Here is a 19,604-nt window from a genome sequence, read left to right on the forward strand (position 1 = left end):
CCTACGCGAACCTGTGCTTGAAGGGCAGGAACGTCATGAAATCGGCGTGATGCACGACGTAGGCCTCCGGCGTGCGCGTGACCATGTCCCCCTCGCCCGCGTGCGCGGCGATGATGTGACAGACCCGGTCGGGCACGCCGCAGGCGCGCGCCAGGGCAACGCCGCTGAACGGATGACGCAGGTATTTGCCGCAATCGCTCTTCCCGCTCGTGCCGTCGGGATTCTTCCTGTACTCGAGCAGCTTGCCCACGTCCGCGAGGATGGCGCCGGCGATCACGGTATCCAGGTCGCAGTGCAGGTCGTCACCGAAGAACGCGTTCATCTTCAGCGCGGATTCCCTGGCCACGTGTACCACGCAGCGCTTGTGCGCCATGAAACTCACTTTCAGGTCCGGGACCAGCAGCGTGAAGGGGATCCTCTGCAGATCGGCGGCGTCCAGATCGCTCTCCGCGAGGGCTTTTTCCCAGGTCCGGGCGGTCTTCGCGCGCAGATCGGCGTCCTCGATCCAGTCCAGTTCTGGCCACAGCTCAACGACTTCCGGATTCATGCCATATCTCCCTTTGCAGTTCGACCCCGAATACCCGACATTTAAACCGATCCGGGGCCGCCGAGTCCAGCCGGTACGCATGTCCGCGCCCGGGCCGGCCGCGCCGGGGATCGCAATGTGAGATACAAATATGGATCCGTAGTTTCCTTTCGCAATGCGGAAGGTGGGATAGTGCCGAAAGCCCGGACGCCAATGGTCTTCCTCGCGACGGGCCCAGGGCATCCACCACATGCAACGAACGGGAACGACAGGTAGCGAACGGAGCCGCTGCCTCGCAACGGTCGGCCAGCCGGACGCCCATGGTCGCAAAGGAGGGGTTTGGCATCGACCTTGCAACTGCCGCCGCGACGGCTCGAACGGAACCGCGACGACACCTGGAAACAGCCGACAACCACGGCCCCCGGGGGCCAGCCAGACAAATGAAGACGGAGCGTAAGATGAAGCACAGGAAACGCATCCCCGTACTCGTGATCCTGTCCGCAGTCGTGATCCTGGCCGTCAGCGTGACGGCGCAGGCCCAGGAGGTCTTGAACTATACCTGGACAGCTCCGACCACAGGCTCGCCGGTCGACCATTACGTCGTCCAGCATTCAGAGGACGGTGGCGCCTGGGTGACGGTCCAGGACACCCAGATGACCAATTCCTACGCACTCACCGCAGTCTACGACGTCGAACACCGCGTTCGCGTCGCCGGCGTGGACGCCGAAGGCCGCCAGGGACCATGGTCCATCGCCTCGGAGCCCTACACGCCCACCCTGGGCGCGCCGGGACAGCCGGGACAGCCGATCGCGGTCTTCTAGCCGGAACGGAACCGAGCGGGCCCGCTGCAGCAGCGGGACACGCGAGAAGAAGGCACCGCCGAGGCGGTGCCGTCTTCGTCCTCATACCGATGTATCGACCCGATCGACGCGCGTTTGCGCCGATCAATAGGAACTGGGCAGCGCGATGCCGACCCTCAGGACCGCATAGTCCCAGCTGTGATCGTCGATTCCCAGGATGAAGCTGGACGTGCGGACGCGGTTGAGGTTGTATTCCCCCGAGATCTCGAAACTGCCCATACGCACGCCCAGCCCGGCCGCGGCGGCCACCGAGTTCGCTCCCTCGTCGTAGAACGTGTCGTCGTCCAGGTAGTCGATCCGCAGCTTGTTGCGCACCAGGGCCGCGCCGCCGGTCAGATAGATCTGCGGCGCGTTGCGGCGCGAGGGGAAGAAGTACTGCACGTCGATGCCGTAGCGGTACATCTTGGCGCCCACGTCCATCAGACCCTCGACCGCGTCGTCGGCCAGGAAGTTGCCGAACTCCACGTAATGGAACGACGGCGAGACCGCCCAGCCGGTGGGCCAGCGCTGGCGGAAACGGAAGCCCACGTCCCAGCCGAGCCCGGCGCCGAAACCCGCGGGTTCGGTCCACTCGGCCCCGAGGTCGCCGAAGGGCAGCGCGGCGCTGCCCTCGAGGATCACCTCGGCCAGACCGGCAGCCCGCAGGGGGCGGGCGTCGGCGGGCAATACGAAGGCGACGCACAACAGGGTCAGCCCCGAGACGGCCAGCGGTCGCATCATCGATCTCATCATCATCTCCTCCAGGTCATCGCGGCGTGGTCAGGAGCCTGCCGCGTCCGCGGAGGTTGGCACTCGCTTTCGTACATCATGCTAGCGCCCGGGTTCCCTCCGGTCAAGCCGGCCGCGGTCAGCTGGGATCGGCCACGCGCCCCATGAACAGGATGCACCCGGTGCCCTGGTGGCGGATCACGAAGAGGAACGGGTGGTCGGCGCGGAACTCCACCGGCGGATCCTCCTGGATGACGCTGGTCATCTTCATGGTGACGGCCGTGGCCGCCGCGGCTTCGGTACCCTCCTCGAAGACGTCCACGAACGCCTTGTGTACCACCTCGCTGATCACCAGGTCCTTGTCGCCGGTGATGCCCGAGAAGTCGGCCCGCGAACCGCTGAAGGCCGACGGCATGCCCATGCCGGCGAGGGTCCGGCCCAGCTCGAAGCGCGAGGTCATCCTGAAGCGCGGCAGGATGCAGCGCACGCGCCGGCGCGACGGGGCGGAGAGCCACCCGTCGAGGGTCGCCGCGTCCAGGCGCCGCTCCAGCTCCGCCAGCCCGTCGCGCTCGTCCGGCAGCAGGATGTAGCAGGACAGCTCCTCGCCGTCGTAAGGCAGCTCCAGGATGCGCAGCCCGTCCGCCTCGCCGAGAGCGAGATACTCCACCTGGCGCATGAAGGGCGCGTCGACGTCCCGACCGGACGCCGTGCGGAACGGCGCGTCGGCGGTGGCCCGGGGATCGAAGGCGTGCAGCCAGAGGCCGTAGAAGTAGACGGCGTTGGTGAGCACCAGTCGCGTCTGCGCGTCGACCGTGCCGGGCTGCAGCAGGTCCAGGATCTTGTCCTCGGTCCGTGCCGCGACCCAGGCGTTGATGATCTCGCGCGAGCCGTCCGCGTCGCCGGCGAAGTCCAGGGGCGCGTAGCCGCCGTCGTAATGAGTCCTCGCGGTCGCCAGGAAAACCGGCAACAGGGCGAATCCCTGCTGCCCCCAGAGGCGGTTGGCCACGCGCAGGGTGTGCGTCGCCTCGGCGCCCGGCGCGAGGTCAGCCAGCAGCTGGGCGTAAGCGCCGTGCACCGCGCCCTGGCTGTCGGGCAGATGCAGCGTCGCGGCCATCTCGCGCGCCGTGCCGCCGCGGGCGCCGGCGTAGGTCATGGCCAGGGCGGTGGAGATGCTCGACGGCGAGAAGAAGAGGTTGCCGTCCGTCCCCCGCAATTGGCGGTAGAGATCGCAAGCGAAGGCGTTGCTGGACGCGGCCGCTTCGGGGGACGTGAAGGGCTCCGGCGAGCGGCTGCCGGCGAGGAGGATCGAGCCGGCCGCCAGCGTCGCCAGGACGATCAGTCCGATGAGGGGTTTCATCTTTGCCGCCTTTCAGGGGAACGATGACGTCGTGTGGGTGGCGCGAATTCCCTCTGAATGCTATCGGGGCGCCGTCGGTTCCCACGACATGGTAACACGGGACGCGCCCGCGGGCGGGTCCCGGGGCGCGGAATTATCACTGCGATCATATGCCGCATCATCGCTAATCGACGCATCGAATCGGCGTCTTCATCGACAGCCAGTTCCCGGAAGGACGACCATGCCGCGCACGACGCTCCTCGTTTTCACCCTGCCCCTGGCGATCGCAGCGGCGACAGCGGCCGCCACGTTCGACGTCCCCTCCGTCTACCCGACGATCCGGGCGAGGATCGACGCGTCGGCGGCAACGGCGCCGGGATCATCGTCAGCCACGCCGACGCGGTCGTGACCGACTGCCTGATCAACGGGTACACCTCGAACCAGATGGGCGGCAGCGCGCTCTACGCCGACTCGTCCACGGTGACCATGGCGGGCCGCGCGCTGTCCTTCGACGACCGCCGCCCGCACCGGGGCCCGGCCGCGGGGCGAAACGCGCCACGCTGCCGCACGACCCGCTTGACCGACCCCCCGCTTCTCCCTAGTCTCAGGCATACGAAGCTCCCGCGGCGACTCCCCCTCGCCGCGGGCCAATACCCCACCTCTATCGGGCCTGGCGCCCGGCCCCACACGCACTCGCATGATGCCGGAGGAATGTGGCGACGCTTCGCATCGCGGAGACGTCGCGACGGACCCCTTTATCCTGGAGGCGCCATCATGCTGTTCTATCCGCGCATCGTGCTCGTCCTCTCGGGCGGCCTGCTGATCGGCTGCGCCAAGGAGCGTCCCGTCGCCAGGGATTTCCTGATCGTGCCGACGGACGAGGCGGCGCCGGACGAAAGCGATGGCGACGGCGCCGCCGCGCCGCCCGTCGACGACCCCCTCCTGGAGCCGTGCCGTCCCAACCCCTTCGGCGCGAGCACGTTGCTCGGCTTCGAGGTGCGCATCGCCGGGCCGGTCAAGCTCGCGGTGTACGATATCGGCGGACGTCTGTTGGTAGTGCTGACCAGCGGCCTCAGGGTGGCGGGCCGCCACGAGGTCACCTGGAACGGCCGCGATGCCAGGGGACACGAAGCGCCTGCGGGCGTTTACTTTGCATGCCTGTGCGCAGCGGACAGGCGCGAGTCGCGACGGATGGTGCGGGTCAGATGACAGTGGCACGAGCTCAAAGAACCAGGGTATCCGCAGTTTCGCACAAGGATCGCCCTATCATCAGATTTTCACACGCTTGAATCTGCAATGTGCTATCATACTTAATTACCCCTGACCCCCGACGCCCGCCGGGCGCCGGGCGTCGAACGCGTATGAAAAACACGGGAGATGATCGAAATGCGCAACACCTCTCACCGCGAAAGCGGCCGTCTCGGCTGGATCCCCATCCTGATCCTGCTGGTCGCCGCGATCGGGGCCGTTTCAGCCCAGGCCGCCGTCCTCATCAACGAGGTCGACGCCGACACGCCCGGGACCGACATGCTGGAGTTCATCGAGCTGTACGGTACGCCGAACGAAGCTTTGGACGGCCTGGTCGTGGTCATGTACAACGGCAACGGCGACGTCTCCTACGGCGCCTACGACCTCGACGGCTTCACCCTCGACGCCAACGGCTTCTTCCTGCTCGGCAACACCGATGTCGTTCCCACGCCTTCGATCATCTTCGCCTCCAACGGCGTGCAGAACGGCGCCGACGCGGTGGCCCTCTACACCGGCAACGGCACCGACTTTCCCACCGGCACGGCCGTGACGGCGACCAACCTGATCGACGCCCTCGTCTACGACACGGACGACGCCGACGACACGGGACTGCTGGGCGTGCTGACGCCGGGCCAGCCCCAGATCAACGAATTTGAGAACGGCACAGGCACCACCGACTCCATGCAGCGCATCCCCGACGGCGGCGGCGGCGCCCTGGTCACCACCTCATACGTCGTACAGGCGCCGACGCCCGGCGTCACCAACGGCGGCATCCTGCCCCAGCCGCCCCAGGTGACCAACGTCTACCACCGCTCGCTGCTGCCCATCCCCGGCGAGGCCGTGACGGTCTACGCCGACGCCACCGACAGCGACGGCACGATCAGCTCGGTCACCCTGTACTACCAGCTCAACGGCGGCGGCTTCACCACCACGCCCATGACCCTGGACAGCGGCGACACCTACACTGGCGCGCTCCCGTCCAACGCCGACGGCACCGTGGTCGACTACTACGTCGAGGCCACGGACAACGACATGCAGACCGCCACCAATCCCGCGGACGCACCGGTCAGCTTCTACAGCTACACCGTCGCCCCCGAACTCGTCACGCCCATCGCCTTCGTGCACGCCGACTCGGCCGGCTACGACGGCACGACCATCATGGTCCAGGGCCAGGTCTACATTCCCGGCAACTACCAGGCCGACGGCACGTCGGTGAGCGCCTATGTCCAGGACGCCTCGGGACGCGGCCTCAACATCTTCGGGACCTACTACAGCACCGGCATGGACCTGCTCAACGACACGTCCAACATCGTGAAGGTGAGCGGCCGCGTGGACTACTACTACACCACGCTCGAGCTGGTGAACTACGAGGTCGAACTGGTCAGCACCGGCAACCCGGTCCTCACTCCCACGGTGAAGACCACCGCCGCCGCCGCATTGCCCATCAACGAGGGCACCTACACCGGCACCACCGGCAACATCACCGCCATCGCCACAACCGGCGGCGGCAACCCCGCCTACAACTTCACCGTCACCGACGGCTCGGGCGACGTCGTGATCCGCATCGACGAGGACATCGCCGCCGGCATGGACACCTGGCTGGTGGGCGACGAACTGGTCGCCGCCGGCGCGGGCGGCACCTACTCCGCGCAGGGCCAGATCATCGTCGGCCTGCCCACGGACATCGTGAACAACGGCCAGGCGCCGGACACGTTCCCGCCGGAACTGGTCAGCGCCACGCTGGCCGCGCCCACCGAGGTCACCCTGCAGTTCAACGAGGCCATAGACGACATCACCGGCAACACCCCCGGCAACTACGAGGTCTACGAGACCGCGACACCCGGCAACACCATCGCGGTGACCGGCGCCGTCGTGCAGCTCGACCCCACCGTCGTCGTGCTGACCCTGGCGTCCAGCGCCAGCGGCACGGCGCACACCGTGCGCATCAACAACGTGGAAGACCTGGCCGGCAACCCGATCGCCGCGAACACCACCGCGGACATCATCGAGCCCGTGCTGGCCGAGATCGTGATCACCGAGATCATGCAGAACCCGCTGCACACGTCCGACGCGGTCGGCGAATGGTTCGAGGTCCACAACTTCGGCGGCAGCGCCGTGGACATGAACGGCTGGACCATCCAGGACCTGGACTACGACAACCACCTGATCGACAACGGCGGCCCGCTGGTCATCAACCCCGGCGAGTACAAGGTCTTCTGCGTCAACGCCGACACCATGACGGCCGAGGGCGTCACCCCCTTCTACCAGTACACCGGCATCGCACTGGGCAACGGGGCCGACGAGCTCTTCCTGCTCGACACCGACCTGAACACGATCGACGTCGTGGCCTGGGACAACGGCGTGACCTTCCCCGACCCGAATGGCCTGTCGATGCAGTGGAACGAGACCGGCGACAACTCGCTGGGCGTGAACTGGGGCATCGGCGGCCCGATCTTCGGATCGGGTGATTTCGGCACGCCCGGCGCGCCCAACGACGTTTCGACCGCCGTCGACGACTCGCCGTCCCTGGCCACGCTCCTCGGACGCAACTACCCCAACCCCTTCAACCCGAAGACCAGCTTCAGCTTCATGCTGGACCGGGCCGACCACGTCAGCCTGCGAGTCTTCGACATTCGCGGACGCCAGATCCGCTCCATCGTCGACACCGACCTCGGCGCCGGCGACTACGCCAACGTGTACAGCTGGGACGGCCGCGACGAGAGCGGTCGCCCCGTGAACAGCGGCACCTACTTCTACCGTCTGACCACCGGCTCCGGCTACAGTCGGGCCATGAAGATGACGCTGCTGAAGTAGGGGACCCCAGGTAGCGAGAGGACGGGCGGGGTGAGAACCCCGCCCGTTTCATTCCGGCGGGGTTCCTGCCGTCCAGAGGAATGTGTACCCGAGTTTCCCGAGGTGCTAATCTCAGAATCCGCTCCGGGCCCCACGTCTCCACAGAAAGAGGGCGTGATGACAGGGGATCCGAAGAGACCGTTGATCGTGGGTATCGGCGCCTGCGGGAAGCGTGTGCTCCAAGAGCTGCGCGCCGCGGGGCACGACGAGGACATCCTCCTGCACGTCGGCTCGGACTCCGCCGGCTCATCCCATCCACTGTCCGGTCACGAAGAGAGCCAGCTCCGCTTACGGCTTGATGGACGCACGGTTCTGATCGCCGTCCTGGATCTCGGGGAAAGTGTCGGCAGAGGCATCGCCTGTAAGCTGGCGTACCTGGCCGGCGCCCGGAAGATAGAAGCGCTCTTCGTGGCAAAGGAAGCGCCCGAAACCACCGCGCCGGTCGCTGCGGCCTGCGACACGTTGCGCAACAAGTCGAGTGCATTCATGCGACTGGCCGAGGGCGGCGATCCGACCGACGCCGTCGCCGCACTCCTGGCGATCATGTCGCCGGATACGATAAACGCCGATGCGGAGGACGTCCTGGCTGCGATGGGACACAAGGGGATCTGGAACCTTCATGCGGCCGTGAGCACCGGACCGGACCGTGCCGAAGAAGCCGCCCGCGGCCTCTTCGCAGAGACTAAAGGCGTGGCCTGGAACGAGAGCGGAACGGTTCTGGTTTCGATCGAAGCCGCCGACCTGAGACTTCAGGATGTTCAACGGATCGAAGCGATCGTCCGGGAGAAGACCGGGGACCAAACCACGGTCCTGATCGCCAGCACGACCAACTCCCGTGCGGACCCGGGACTGAAGGTGTCGCTGCTGCGCGGACCGGCCTCGGCAACATCGTCGATGAGCGACATCCCGGCAGACGAAGCGATGGCCACCGCGTTCGATCCGGGCATCATCGGGCGCGGCGACACGAATGCTCTCACCGGCTCAAGCCGGCCTCTCTCTCGGGTCATCACCCCGTCCCGTCTCGAGTTCGAGTACACCGTGGCCCCGATCGACCCTGCGTCCCCTAAGACCGGGGAGATGGCATCCGCGCCCGATGATGACACCCATGGTGTATCCGACGAAGATGTCGACTGTACCGTCTACGCCTATCCCTTCATGCGCCGGGGCGACAGCACACCGATCCAGGTCTGGGCGCACAAGTCCGGGCAGACGGTACACGTGGCCGAGATGGCCCGCGAGATGAACGAGGCGGCGAAGCGGCTGGGCTTCGCCGGGCTCGATGCTCCCGTCCGGCGCGGCCAACGGCTGACCTTCGAGCTGACGGCGCCGGGAGCAGAGGTGGACGAGCCGGTACAATCCCTCATCTGGCGGGGCCGACCCTATCCTGTCGCCTTCAAGCTCGATCTGCCGGACGACTTCGCCGGCGACGCCTTGCTGGGCTGGGTACGAATGGCCTGCGACGGCGTTCCCTGCGGGCGTGTCCTGTTCAGGATCGGAGTCTCGAGTCGTGAGCTGAGCGCAGAAGAGCAACGCCTCGAATCCAAGACATCGCAACGGCTCACGCGCTACGAGCGTGCGTTCATCTCCTACGCCACGCCCGATCGCAACGAAGTGCTCAAGCGCGTGCAGATGCTGGCGAGCATGAAAATCGAGTACTTCCAGGACGTGCTCTCGCTCGATCCCGGCGTACGCTGGGAACGGGAGCTCTACAGACACATCGACGAGTCGGATCTCTTCCTGCTCTTCTGGTCCTCGGCCGCTAAGGCGTCGGAGTGGGTGAGGCGTGAGGTGCTCTACGCCCTCGACCTCAAGAAAGACGTGGAGGAAAACCCGCCGGACATCCTGCCGGTGATCCTCGAAGGACCGCCCGTGCCGGAACCGCCGCCCGAACTGAGCGACATTCATTTCAACGACCGGCTGATCTACTTCATCGACGCCTGAAGTCGGGCGCCAAAAAAAGGGGGGCGCCGATCTCGGTTACCCCCCTCGTGACCGACCCGGATCCGCGTCACGCCTCGCCCGTCTTCACGTCCCCCGTCAGCACGGAGGACAGCGTGAACTCCCCGTCCACCACGTCCAGTTCCACCTCCTGCTCCGGCAGCACGTCGCCGGCCAGGATGCCGTCCGCCAGGCGGTCCTGCACCTCGCGCTGGATGACGCGCTTCACCGGCCGCGCGCCGAACTGCGGGTCGTAGCCCAGTTCGGCCAGCCTGTCCACGGCGGCGTCGGTCCAGACCAGGCGGATCGACTGCTCGCGCAGGCTGCGGTCCACCTTGGCCAGCTCCAGCCCCACGATGCGGCGGATGAGCCCGCGGCTCAGGGCGTCGAAGCGCACCACCGCGTCCACGCGGTTGAGGAACTCCGGCCGGAAGTGCGGCGACAGGGCCTGCAGCAGCTCCTGCTCCTGCTCGCGGCGGCCGGCCTCGTCCAGATCCGCGCGGGGGGCGTAACGCTCGTCCTGGCAGAGGTTGCTGGTCATCACCACCAGTGTGTTGCGGAAGTCCACCACGCGGCCCTTGCCGTCGGTCAGTCGGCCGTCGTCGAGCAGCTGCAGCAGGACGTTCATCACCTCGGGGTGGGCCTTCTCCACCTCGTCCAGCAGGATCACCGTGTAGGGGTGGCGGCGCACGGCCTCGGTCAGCTGGCCGCCGGATTCGAAGCCCACGTAGCCCGGCGGCGCGCCGATCATGCGGGCCACGCTATGGCGCTCCATGTACTCGGACATGTCCAGGCGGACCATGTGTCCCTCGTCGCCGAAGAGCTCGGCGGCCAGGGTCTTCACCAGCTCCGTCTTGCCCACGCCGGTCGGGCCGAGGAAGAGGAAGGAGCCGAGGGGGCGGTTGCGGTCGGTCAGACCGGCGCGCGAACGCCGCACCGTGCGCGCCACCTGGGCCACGGCGAGGTCCTGGCCCACGACGCGGGTGGCGATGCGCGCCTCCAGCTCGCGCAGCTTGGCGCTCTCGTCCTCGACCAGGCGCTGGGCCGGAATGCCCGTCCACTTGGCCACCAGCCGCGCGATGTCCTGTTCGTCGACCTCCTCGCGCAGCAGGGGGTGCTCGCCCTGCACCGAGGCCAGGCGCCCGCGCGCGGCTTCGCTCTCCGCGGCCAGCTCCCTGGCGCGGCCGTATTTCAGCTGCGACGCCCGCGCGAGATCGCCGACGCGCTGGGCGTCCTCGATCTCCGTGCCGAGACGCTCCTGCTCCTCCTGCAGCTTGCGGATGCCGTCGATGACCTCCTTCTCCTGCTCCCAGCGCGCCTTGATGGTCTCGAGCTCGTCCTGCATCTCGGCGAGCTGACGCTCGATCGATTTGCGCCGGGCGACGGCCTGCTTCTCGGTCTCGTTCTCCAGCGCCAGCTTCTCCATCTCGAGCTGGTCGCGGCGGCGCTGCAGCACGTCCACGTCGGCGGGCACCGAGTCGATCTCCATGCGCAGCTCCGAGGCGGCCTCGTCCATCAGGTCGATGGCCTTGTCCGGCAGCATGCGATCGCTGATGTAGCGGCTGGACAGGTCTACCGCCGCCACGATGGCCGAATCCGACACGCGGATGCCGTGGTGCACCTCGTACTTCTCCTTCAGCCCGCGCAGGATGGCGACGGCCTGCTCGCGGGTCGGCTCCTCGATCATCACCGGCTGGAAGCGGCGTTCCAGCGCCGGGTCCTTCTCGATGTCGCGGCGGAACTCCTCGATGGTCGTGGCGCCTATGCAGTGCAGCTCGCCGCGCGCCAGGGCGGGCTTGAGGATGTTCGAGGCGTCCATGGCGCCCTCGGCGGCGCCCGCGCCCACCAGCGTGTGCATCTCGTCGATGAACAGGAGCACCTCGCCCTCGCGCTCGGTCACTTCCTTGATGACGGACTTCAGGCGGTCCTCGAACTCGCCGCGATACTTGGCGCCGGCCAGCAGAGCGCCCATGTCCAGGGTGTAGAGGGTCTTGCCGCGCAGCCCGGCGGGCACGTCGCCCGCCACCAGACGGCGCGCCAGTCCCTCGGCCACGGCGGTCTTGCCCACGCCGGGGCTGCCGATCAGCACGGGGTTGTTCTTGGTGCGGCGGCTGAGGATCTGCACGACGCGACGGATCTCGTCGTCTCGCCCGATCACGGGATCGATCTTGCCGGCGCGCGCGGCGGCGCAGAGGTCGCGGGCATAGCGGTCGAGGGCGGACTCGTGGCCGGCATCGCCCTCCTCGTCACCCTGGTAGGAGCCGGCCGCGCCGATGGATTCCAGGGCGCGCTCGAGCTTGTCGCCGGTGACGTCGAAGGTCTTCAAGACACTGCCCGCACGACCGCTGCCCCGCGCCAGCGCCAGCAGCAGTTCGCGCGTACCCACCATGCCGCCCGACCGCTTGGTCGCGATGGACTGCGCCTCGAGCAACACCTGCTGCAGGTCGCGGCTGGGCGAGGGCACGTCCTTCATCTCGACGGTCGGCAGGCTGGACAGCTCGCCCTCGACCGTACGCAGGACGAGCTGGGGATCCAGCTCGAGACCGCGCAGGGCGCTGCCGGCCACGCCGGACTCGGACAGCAGGGCCCACAGCAGGTGCAGGGGCTCCAGCTCGGCGTGTCCGGCTTCGTAGGCGCGCGACTGGGCCCTCTGAAGGGCCTCGGCGGCGTTGACGGTCATGTTCTTCATCTTCGATCCTCCCTCGGTATGCGAACGCGCGGATCGGGGCGCGATGAGTACATCTCCGCCCGTATTGCAGATGGCGTGCCATATGCGGGCCGACCTGCTAACATCTTAATCGCTTTTATCACAATCGATTACATTACAATCTCCTGCGATGCACCCTACTGAACCGGCGCTGATGACATGATGACATGACACGCGCGGGGGTCGCGCAGCATTCTGTCAGGGCTCATCGTACACCTCTCTTCGCGACGATTCACGTCGTCACGAAGTGCCGCGAAGCAGAATAACACGGTCCAGTCCCCCTGGTCCTCAACATCATTGATTCAACCGTACACCGTCCCGCGTTATAATCCCCCGTCACCCATCTTGAAGCACGAGGTGCCAATGAACTGCTCGAAACACTTCCTCGCGGCCACGGCGACCATCCTGCTGACGGCCGCGGCCTTCGCCGCCTCTTCCCCCGCCGCCCTCTACCACGACCAGGAAGCGCTGACCACGGCCCTGCACGTGCTGGCGCGCAACAACGCCGACGCCACGCTGCAGTCGCTGGGCAGGACCGCCGGCGGACGCGAACTGCACCTGCTCGAGATCGCCCCTCCGCGCTCCGGCGACGGGCCGACCGCCCCCGCCGTGCTCGTGGTGGGCGATCCCCTCGGCGCAACCCCCCTGGCGACGGAGGCAGCGCTCGAGCTCGCCCGCCGGCTGGTGGACGCGGACGGCGGACGCGCGCGCGGCGTGGCCTGGTACATCGTTCCCTCGCTCGATCCCGACGGCGCGGCGGGCTTCTTCGCGACACCCCGACGCGACGACGGTGTCAACGGCAGGCCCGAGGACGACGACCGCGACGGCGCGAGCGGAGAGGACGGCCCCGACGACCTGGACGGCGACGGGCTTATCGCCTCGATGCTGCTGCCCGACCCGGCAGGCGCGTGGCTGCTGGACGACAAGGACCCGCGCCTGCCGCGCAAGGCCGATCCGGCCGCCGGCGAGCGCGGGCTGTACAGCCTGCTGACCGAAGGCGACGACAACGACGGCGACGGCCGCTACAACGAGGACGGCGCGGGCGGCGCGATCCCGGGCCGCAACTTCCCGCACGCGTTCGTCCACTGGCGGACGCGGCACGGCCCCTGGGCCGCCAGCGAGATCGAGACGCGCGCGCTGCTCGAGTTCGCCTTCGCCCACCCGGAGATCGCGCTCGTCCTCGTTTTCGGCACGACGAACACCCTGGCTACCGTGCCCGGCGGCGAGGACGCGGCCGATCCGCGCGCCACCAAGCACAAGCCGCCGCGCTGGCTGGCGCGCGAGGCGGGGCTCGACACGCAGACCGAATACGGCATCGACGAGCTGCTGGATGCGGTGCGCGACGCCTGGAGCAGACCGGACCTGAGCGAGGACGATCTGATCGCCATGCTGAATCTCGGTCCCGCCAGGACGCCGCCCGCTGGCGACAGCACGTGGTGGAAGTCGATCGCGACCGCCTACCGGGACTCGCTGGCCGCCGCGGGACCGGCTTCACCGCGCGTGGCCGCCGTCCCGTCCGGCCCCGGCTCCGTGGAGGAGTGGGCCTACTACCAGTTCGGCACGCCGGCCTTCGCCCTGGACTTCTGGTCTCCCCCGCTGCCCGCGGCGCCGGCCGATTCGTCGGACGCCGCGACGGGCGCGGCGGCGCCGGACAGCAGCGTCGCCCTTCCTGCAGTCGCGCCGGAACTCGCCGCGCTGGCGGCCCTGGGTGAAGGCGCCCTGGATGGCCGGGGCATCCTGCCCTGGACCCAGCGCGCCCTGCTCGACGGCACACGCGTCCTGACCGGCGGCGAGGCCCCGTTCGCCATGAGGACCCCGCCGGCGGCGCAGGTCGATTCGCTGCTCGCGCGGCAGCTGCCGTTCGTGATCGCCCTGCCCGACTGGCTGGCGCGGCTGGACGGCCTCGACACCGAGGTCGAACACCGCGGCGGCGACGTCTGGGAGGTGACGGCCCACGTCCGCAACGGCGGGCGAATCCCGTATCCCACCGCCCAGGGCAAGCGCAGCCAGCGGCCGCGGCCGGTGGCCGTGACCCTCGAGGGAGCCGAGGTGCTGGAGGGACGCGCGCGACAGGTCGTCAAGCAGGTGCCGGCCATGGGCTCGGCGACGGTGCGCTGGCTGGTCCGGGGCGATCCGGGGGCGATGATACGGATACGCGCCGAGGCGCCCGGTTTCGGTGCCGACGCCGTCGGGATCGCGTTGCAGCAGAAAGGAGGCGACCGATGAAGCACGCAATGGCGACATCGATCATCGTTCTGCTGCTCGCGGCGCCGACCCTGGCCGCCGGCCCGGTCATCGACCTCGACAACATGGCCTGGGACCGCTACTACGATCAGGACGAGGTGACCGCCGTGTTGCAGGCCCTGCACGCGAAACACCCCCGCCTGACCGATCTGCGCTCCCTGGGCAAGAGCGAGGAGGGCCGCGACGTCTGGCTGCTGACCATCAACGACCCGCAGACCGGGCCCCACGACGCCAAGCCCGGCATCTACGTGGACGGCGCCATCCACGGCAACGAGATCCAGGCGACCGAGGTCTGCCTCTATCTGGCCCGGCTGCTGCTCGAGCGCCACGACGAGTGGTCGCGGCTGGGCGAACTGCTGTCGCGCACCGCGTTCTACATCGTGCCGACGGTCAACGTGGACAACCGGGCGCGCTTCTTCGAGGGCCCGAGCGGCTACAACATCGGGCGCTCGGCCCGCGTGCCCCACGACGACGACGGCGACGGCCTGCTGGACGAGGACGACTACGACGACCTGGACGGCGACGGGCAGATCCTGCAGATGCGCATCCGCGATCCCCACGGCACCCACAGGACCCATCCCGACGACCCGCGCGTGGTGGTCCGCGTCAAACCCGGGGAGCAGGCCGAGTGGCGCCTGCTGGGACTGGAGGGCCTCGACAACGACGGCGACGGCCGCATCAACGAGGACGTGCCCGGCTACCTGGACATGAACCGCAACTGGGGCTTCATGTGGCAACCCGGGTACGTGGAGGCCGGCTCTGGCGACTACCCGTTCTCGGCGCGCAACACGCGGGCGGTATCGGATTTCCTGGCCGGGCGCACGAACATCTGCTTCGGCTTCAACTTCCACAACTACGGCGGCATGTGGCTGCGGGGCCCCGGGTCGGACATGTCGCCGCCCATGCCTACCGGCTACGTGAAGGTCTACGATTTCCTCGGCGCCGAGGGCGAGCGCGTAGTGCCCGGGTACCGCTACCTGATCTCGTCGCAGGACCTGTACGCCACCCACGGCGATTTCGACGAGTGGATGTACCAGTGCCTGGGCGTCTACTGCTTCGTCGGGGAGCTGTACATGTCGTCGCAGACCGCTTACCGCGGGCGCGCCGACGAGCCCAACGGCGAGGACGACACCCTCTGGAGCCGCCGCGCGCCACTGGTCGAGCGGCAGAAGTTCAACGACGCGCTGATGATGGGCGAGATGTTCCAGGAGTGGAAGCCTTTCACCCACCCAACCTACGGCGAGATCGAGATCGGCGGCTGGCGCACCTTCACAACGCGCATGCCGCCCCCGTTCCTGATGCCCGAGATGCTGCACCGCAACGCCATGTACGTGCTGTGGACCGCGGGCGAGGCGCCGCGCGTGAGCGTGGAGATCACCGAGACCCGCGACCTGGGCGACGGCCTGTGGCGCGTGAGGGCGCGCGCGGTGAACGCCGGCGCCATCCCCACCCTGTCCGGCAAGGCGCGCGGCAAGGCGATCCTGCCCCTGGACGAGTTCCGCATCGCCGGCGACGGGATCGAAGTGCTGTCGGGCGGCGTGCTGCTGGACCGCTGGTTCGACACGGTCGCTGCGGTGGAGAGGCGCCCCGAGCGCATCCCCACCTGGACGGACGGCTTCGGTGTCCGCGAGGTGCAGTGGTTCGTCCGGGGAAAAGGCGAGGTGACGGTCGAGTACGTCGGGAAGAAGAGCCGCGACAAGGCCGTGACGGCGAAGCTGTCGAGCGAGTAGCGGCCGGCGGCGCGACACCGGCCGGCGGGCGGCGCTCGCCGTGCGGGCTGCCGCGCTAACCGCAGCGGGCGGTCCGTCACTTGAAGAGCGATTTCACCTCGCCGAAGCGCAGCCTCTCGCCGACGATGACCTGCTCGATGACGATCAGGTCGCCGACGCTGTGAGCCGCGCCGAGATCCTGGTTGGTGCTGTTGCGCACGTCCACGTCCACGAAATCCACAGGACTGATCCCCACAGCCAGGGCCGTGAAGTTGCAGATGCCGATCACGCCGTTGGCCGTGCGGCCCTCGTGGAGCAGGGCGCCGGTGAAGTGGATCGCGTCCGTGCCGGGCGTGGTGTAGTCCCAGAAGAAGTACTCCAGCCCCGACGACGCGAACCAGTCGCCGGGCGCGATCCCGTCGAGGCGCACGATCGCCGGGTCGAAGTCCAGGGCGATCTCGACGCCTTGCACATCCAGGAAATCCGCGTCGAGATGCACGTAGACCGAGAACGTGGCGGTCGCCGGCACCGCGACGTGCGGCACCATGGTGACGGTCTGCGCGGCGATCGGAACGGCGCACATCACGATGGCGGAAACCCACAAGCAAGACAGGTGGCGATGACGTGAGAGCGTCATTACGTCCTTCCTTCCACCGGGACCAGGGCCGACCCGGCTTCAATGTCGTGGGCGATTTCGGATCAGATGTGGACTTCGATTATGACACAACCTTATCAGACCCGCCAGTTTTTTCCAATCCGTGCTCGAAATCATCGATATTCTAGGGATTTGAGCACAATGATAAAAGATGGTGCATTGACATTATAAAAATCATATGTCAGTATCGGCGCACTCGCCCGATATCCGGGAGCCCCATCCAGAGGATGGGCATAGTCAAAAACATCTTCTGTTATTGCCTCCAGCCAAACTCGCCCACCTGATCGGCAATCCGCCGTCCGTCCCGCGATGCGGGCGCTCGAGGACGGTCTTTGCAATAGCCCGAACCGATACTTCGGTGGCGTACCGCGTATCGCCGCCCGCAGGTCCATTCCAATCAGGGGGGATTCCATACACAGAAAGTGTGCAGGTTTGATCTTGACGCTGGCCGTGCTGGCGGCGGGCTTCGCCGCGGCGGCCACGCTCGAGGTCTCGCAGCCGATCCAGATGACCGAATGATGCTAATGAAGTAGAGACGATCGGGGGATCCCGGCCGCGCGCCGGGGCCTCCTCCCCGCCGGCGGGGACGGACCCTCGCCAAGCACCTCGACGGATCTCCCAAGTCCATCCGGAGGGAATCACATGAGAAACAGCTTCTTGAGGGTCCTGCTGCTGCTTGTCTTCGCGACGAGCGCCTGGGCCGACACGCATACCGTCATGCCCGGCGAGAGCATCCAGGCCGCGATCGACGCGGCCGATCCGAGCGATGAGATCAACGTCCAAGCCGGCGTCTACTACGGGACCATAACAGTCAACAAGAGCGTCAGCGTCACGGGAGCGGGCACGGCGACTTACGACGGCGCCGGCGACTGGACGGGCGGCACCCTGATCACCCGCGACCCCAACGTGGGCGGACAGGCGACGAACCAGGTTGTTCACGTGACTGCGGCCGACGTCACCCTGAGCGCACTCACCGTCGACGGCAGATACGGCTTCGACCAGGGGACGGGGCAGACCTCCAACTACGGCATCATGGTCGAGGGCGTTCCCGGCGTGACGCTCACTGGCCTGCATGTGCTCGATTCCACCAACAACGGCATCGAGCTCAATAATGCCGACGACGCCGCCCTCACCGACGTGCTGTGCGAGAGGACGGCGTTCGCTCCCGGGTACTACACGAGCTTCCAGTACGGGCTGCGTTGCGTGGACTCGGATAACCTGGACGTGGACGGCTTCACCGCAGTGAACGTGTGGCGGGGCGTCGTGGTCTTCCAGGGATACAACAGCGGCGTTCTCGAGGACATGTCCGTGACCGGGAACGGCGATGCGGACGGATACGGAGTCGGGTTCTACACCTCCCCCGAACCCGGATGGTGGCAGCCGGCCTTCGGCGACTACGAAGGGGACCTGACTTTCACCTTCGCAGGATCCCATCTATTCACAAGCGTAGACTACGGGGTCTACGTCAGCGACGAACTCCTCGACAAGGACATCACTCTGAACGTCGATCCGGCGGCTGTCTTCGACTTTCTCGGCGTCACGGCCAACGGCGGGTGGCGTCTGGGATCCGGCAGCGTACCCGGCCTCGACACCGTCATGTCCGACATGGGCCTGACCCACAAGACGTCGGGACCGCCGGACCTCTACGACTACGCGCCGACCACGGTCTGGGTGGACGACGACTATTGCGACGGCTGCGCGAACGACGGCCACGTCTGGGGCTACGACGCATACGACAACATCCAGGACGGTGTGGATGCGGTCTCCGGCAGCACGGTCTACGTCGCCGCCGGCAACTACGTCGAGGCGATCCTGATCGAGGATCCCGTCACCCTGCTCGGCGCCACCGCCGGCGTGAACAAGAACGGATATTCCGTGCCTGCGGGCTACGACTGGGATCCGGCCGTCGAGACGATCATCACGCATCCCGACCCCGCAGGCGGTTACACGGCCATCGTGGACATCCACGACACCGACGATGTGACCTTCGACGGCTTCGTAGTCGGCGAGATCGCCGCGGTGGGCAATCTCAACACGTCGCTCGTTCGCGTCTACGCCCACACGCGGGAGATCACCAACATCCAGGTCATCAACTGCGTGATCGGGCCCAACACCAACTACGCGGCCCAGGACGGCGCCCAGGGACGCATGGGCCTGTACCTCGTCAACCACCCCTACGACGACAACGGCATCGTCAACAGCACGATCGCGCACAACAAGCTCTTCGACTGCAAGGGCAACGGCGACAACTTGTTCCTCTGGACCTCCTATTACGCCTATCTCGCACCCGGTCCGGCGGACATGACGGGTACCGTCATCGACGACAACGAGATCTACGGTTCCCACCGCAGCGGCATCGAGACCGCCGGCGGCTTCGCGAACCTGACGATCAGCAACAACGTGATCTACGGCAACAGCCAGCTGCCGGGCGACGATCCGGACTTCCTGAAGTACGGGCACGGCATCCAGCTGATCCGGGGCAGCTCGGACAAGGTCTCCGACCCGTTGACCGCCTACGGACCCGTCGATCTTCTGATCATCGGCAACGAGATCTACGGGAACAGCAAATGCGGCGTCTACATGGGACCCAAGAACGAATCGATCACCTTCACGGACAACGTCATCCACGACAACGGGTGGAACGGCGTGATGGTGGACCTGGTCGGCAACTACTGGAACCCGACGTTCGAGAGCCCGCCATACAGCGAGCAGTACGCCTGCTACGACTGCTCCGAGGACATCTCGGGTTCCGGCAACGAGATCTACGACAACGGCACGTCCGGCAACTCCATCGCCGACTTCGGTGTGGCGGTCAACCGC

At 67.2% G+C, this 19,604-nt stretch carries 13 protein-coding genes; 8 read left to right on the plus strand and 5 right to left on the minus strand.

Annotated elements, in window-relative coordinates; genetic code table 11:
- Position 1: 1 nt before the first annotated feature.
- Positions 2-547: an HDIG domain-containing protein gene (locus tag KJ554_07480; protein MBU0742169.1), complete on the minus strand. Its 546-nt coding sequence runs from the start codon at positions 545-547 to the stop codon at positions 2-4.
- A gap of 437 nt (positions 548-984) precedes the next feature.
- On the opposite strand from KJ554_07480, the gene KJ554_07485 reads away from it, so the two are divergent.
- Positions 985-1,347 carry a fibronectin type III domain-containing protein gene (locus tag KJ554_07485; GenBank protein MBU0742170.1) on the plus strand — a complete coding sequence of 121 codons (363 nt, stop codon included), beginning with the start codon at positions 985-987 and terminating at the stop codon, positions 1,345-1,347.
- 123 nt (positions 1,348-1,470) lie between these two features.
- Here the strand turns inward: KJ554_07485 and KJ554_07490 are convergent, their stop codons facing one another.
- Positions 1,471-2,115: an outer membrane beta-barrel protein gene (locus KJ554_07490; protein ID MBU0742171.1), complete on the minus strand. Its 645-nt coding sequence runs from the start codon at positions 2,113-2,115 to the stop codon at positions 1,471-1,473.
- Between the two features lie 118 nt (positions 2,116-2,233).
- The gene (locus KJ554_07495; protein MBU0742172.1) at positions 2,234-3,451 is read right to left on the minus strand and encodes a serpin family protein; all 1,218 of its coding nucleotides are present in this window, start codon (positions 3,449-3,451) and stop codon (positions 2,234-2,236) included.
- Between the two features lie 220 nt (positions 3,452-3,671).
- Between KJ554_07495 and KJ554_07500 the strand changes: the two genes are divergently transcribed.
- The 4 genes from KJ554_07500 to KJ554_07515 all read left to right on the plus strand — a co-directional run bounded on the left by KJ554_07500 (position 3,672) and on the right by KJ554_07515 (position 9,472).
- Positions 3,672-3,839 (plus strand): hypothetical protein, encoded by a 168-nt coding sequence (locus KJ554_07500; protein MBU0742173.1) that lies wholly within the window; start codon positions 3,672-3,674, stop codon positions 3,837-3,839.
- A gap of 365 nt (positions 3,840-4,204) precedes the next feature.
- Positions 4,205-4,639, plus strand: a complete 435-nt coding sequence (locus tag KJ554_07505; GenBank protein ID MBU0742174.1) for a hypothetical protein — start codon at positions 4,205-4,207, stop codon at positions 4,637-4,639.
- Between the two features lie 177 nt (positions 4,640-4,816).
- Positions 4,817-7,492: a lamin tail domain-containing protein gene (locus KJ554_07510; protein ID MBU0742175.1), complete on the plus strand. Its 2,676-nt coding sequence runs from the start codon at positions 4,817-4,819 to the stop codon at positions 7,490-7,492.
- 156 nt (positions 7,493-7,648) lie between these two features.
- Positions 7,649-9,472, plus strand: coding sequence for a TIR domain-containing protein (locus tag KJ554_07515; protein MBU0742176.1), 1,824 nt, complete (start codon positions 7,649-7,651; stop codon positions 9,470-9,472).
- Between the two features lie 67 nt (positions 9,473-9,539).
- On the opposite strand, the gene KJ554_07520 is transcribed toward KJ554_07515, so the two are convergent.
- Positions 9,540-12,149 carry an AAA family ATPase gene (locus KJ554_07520; protein MBU0742177.1) on the minus strand — a complete coding sequence of 870 codons (2,610 nt, stop codon included), beginning with the start codon at positions 12,147-12,149 and terminating at the stop codon, positions 9,540-9,542.
- 390 nt (positions 12,150-12,539) lie between these two features.
- Here KJ554_07520 and KJ554_07525 point away from each other — a divergent pair, with 390 nt between their 5' ends.
- Positions 12,540-14,402: a hypothetical protein gene (locus tag KJ554_07525; protein MBU0742178.1), complete on the plus strand. Its 1,863-nt coding sequence runs from the start codon at positions 12,540-12,542 to the stop codon at positions 14,400-14,402.
- On the plus strand, positions 14,399-16,150 hold the full coding sequence (locus tag KJ554_07530; protein ID MBU0742179.1) for a hypothetical protein: 1,752 nt from the start codon (positions 14,399-14,401) through the stop codon (positions 16,148-16,150). The genes KJ554_07525 and KJ554_07530 overlap by 4 nt, the downstream gene beginning before the upstream one ends.
- A gap of 76 nt (positions 16,151-16,226) precedes the next feature.
- On the opposite strand, the gene KJ554_07535 is transcribed toward KJ554_07530, so the two are convergent.
- On the minus strand, positions 16,227-16,766 hold the full coding sequence (locus KJ554_07535) for a cohesin domain-containing protein (protein ID MBU0742180.1): 540 nt from the start codon (positions 16,764-16,766) through the stop codon (positions 16,227-16,229).
- Positions 16,767-17,426: 660 nt separating this feature from the next.
- Here KJ554_07535 and KJ554_07540 point away from each other — a divergent pair.
- Positions 17,427-19,604: right-handed parallel beta-helix repeat-containing protein (locus KJ554_07540; GenBank protein ID MBU0742181.1), on the plus strand; the 2,178-nt coding region annotated here is incomplete at its 3' end.

This window comes from bacterium (assembly GCA_018814885.1).
GTDB lineage: Bacteria > Krumholzibacteriota > Krumholzibacteriia > LZORAL124-64-63 > LZORAL124-64-63 > JAHIYU01.

Excerpts from the sequence above, each read along its gene's own strand:
- KJ554_07480 (MBU0742169.1), bottom strand. The coding sequence starts at position 547 with ATGAATCCGGAAGTCGTTGAGCTGTGGCCAGAACTGGACTGGATCGAG.
- KJ554_07485 (MBU0742170.1), top strand. The coding sequence starts at position 985 with ATGAAGCACAGGAAACGCATCCCCGTACTCGTGATCCTGTCCGCAGTC.
- KJ554_07490 (MBU0742171.1), bottom strand. The coding sequence starts at position 2,115 with ATGAGATCGATGATGCGACCGCTGGCCGTCTCGGGGCTGACCCTGTTG.
- KJ554_07495 (MBU0742172.1), bottom strand. The coding sequence starts at position 3,451 with ATGAAACCCCTCATCGGACTGATCGTCCTGGCGACGCTGGCGGCCGGC.
- KJ554_07500 (MBU0742173.1), top strand. The coding sequence starts at position 3,672 with ATGCCGCGCACGACGCTCCTCGTTTTCACCCTGCCCCTGGCGATCGCA.
- KJ554_07505 (MBU0742174.1), top strand. The coding sequence starts at position 4,205 with ATGCTGTTCTATCCGCGCATCGTGCTCGTCCTCTCGGGCGGCCTGCTG.
- KJ554_07510 (MBU0742175.1), top strand. The coding sequence starts at position 4,817 with ATGCGCAACACCTCTCACCGCGAAAGCGGCCGTCTCGGCTGGATCCCC.
- KJ554_07515 (MBU0742176.1), top strand. The coding sequence starts at position 7,649 with ATGACAGGGGATCCGAAGAGACCGTTGATCGTGGGTATCGGCGCCTGC.
- KJ554_07520 (MBU0742177.1), bottom strand. The coding sequence starts at position 12,149 with ATGACCGTCAACGCCGCCGAGGCCCTTCAGAGGGCCCAGTCGCGCGCC.
- KJ554_07525 (MBU0742178.1), top strand. The coding sequence starts at position 12,540 with ATGAACTGCTCGAAACACTTCCTCGCGGCCACGGCGACCATCCTGCTG.
- KJ554_07530 (MBU0742179.1), top strand. The coding sequence starts at position 14,399 with ATGAAGCACGCAATGGCGACATCGATCATCGTTCTGCTGCTCGCGGCG.
- KJ554_07535 (MBU0742180.1), bottom strand. The coding sequence starts at position 16,766 with ATGACGCTCTCACGTCATCGCCACCTGTCTTGCTTGTGGGTTTCCGCC.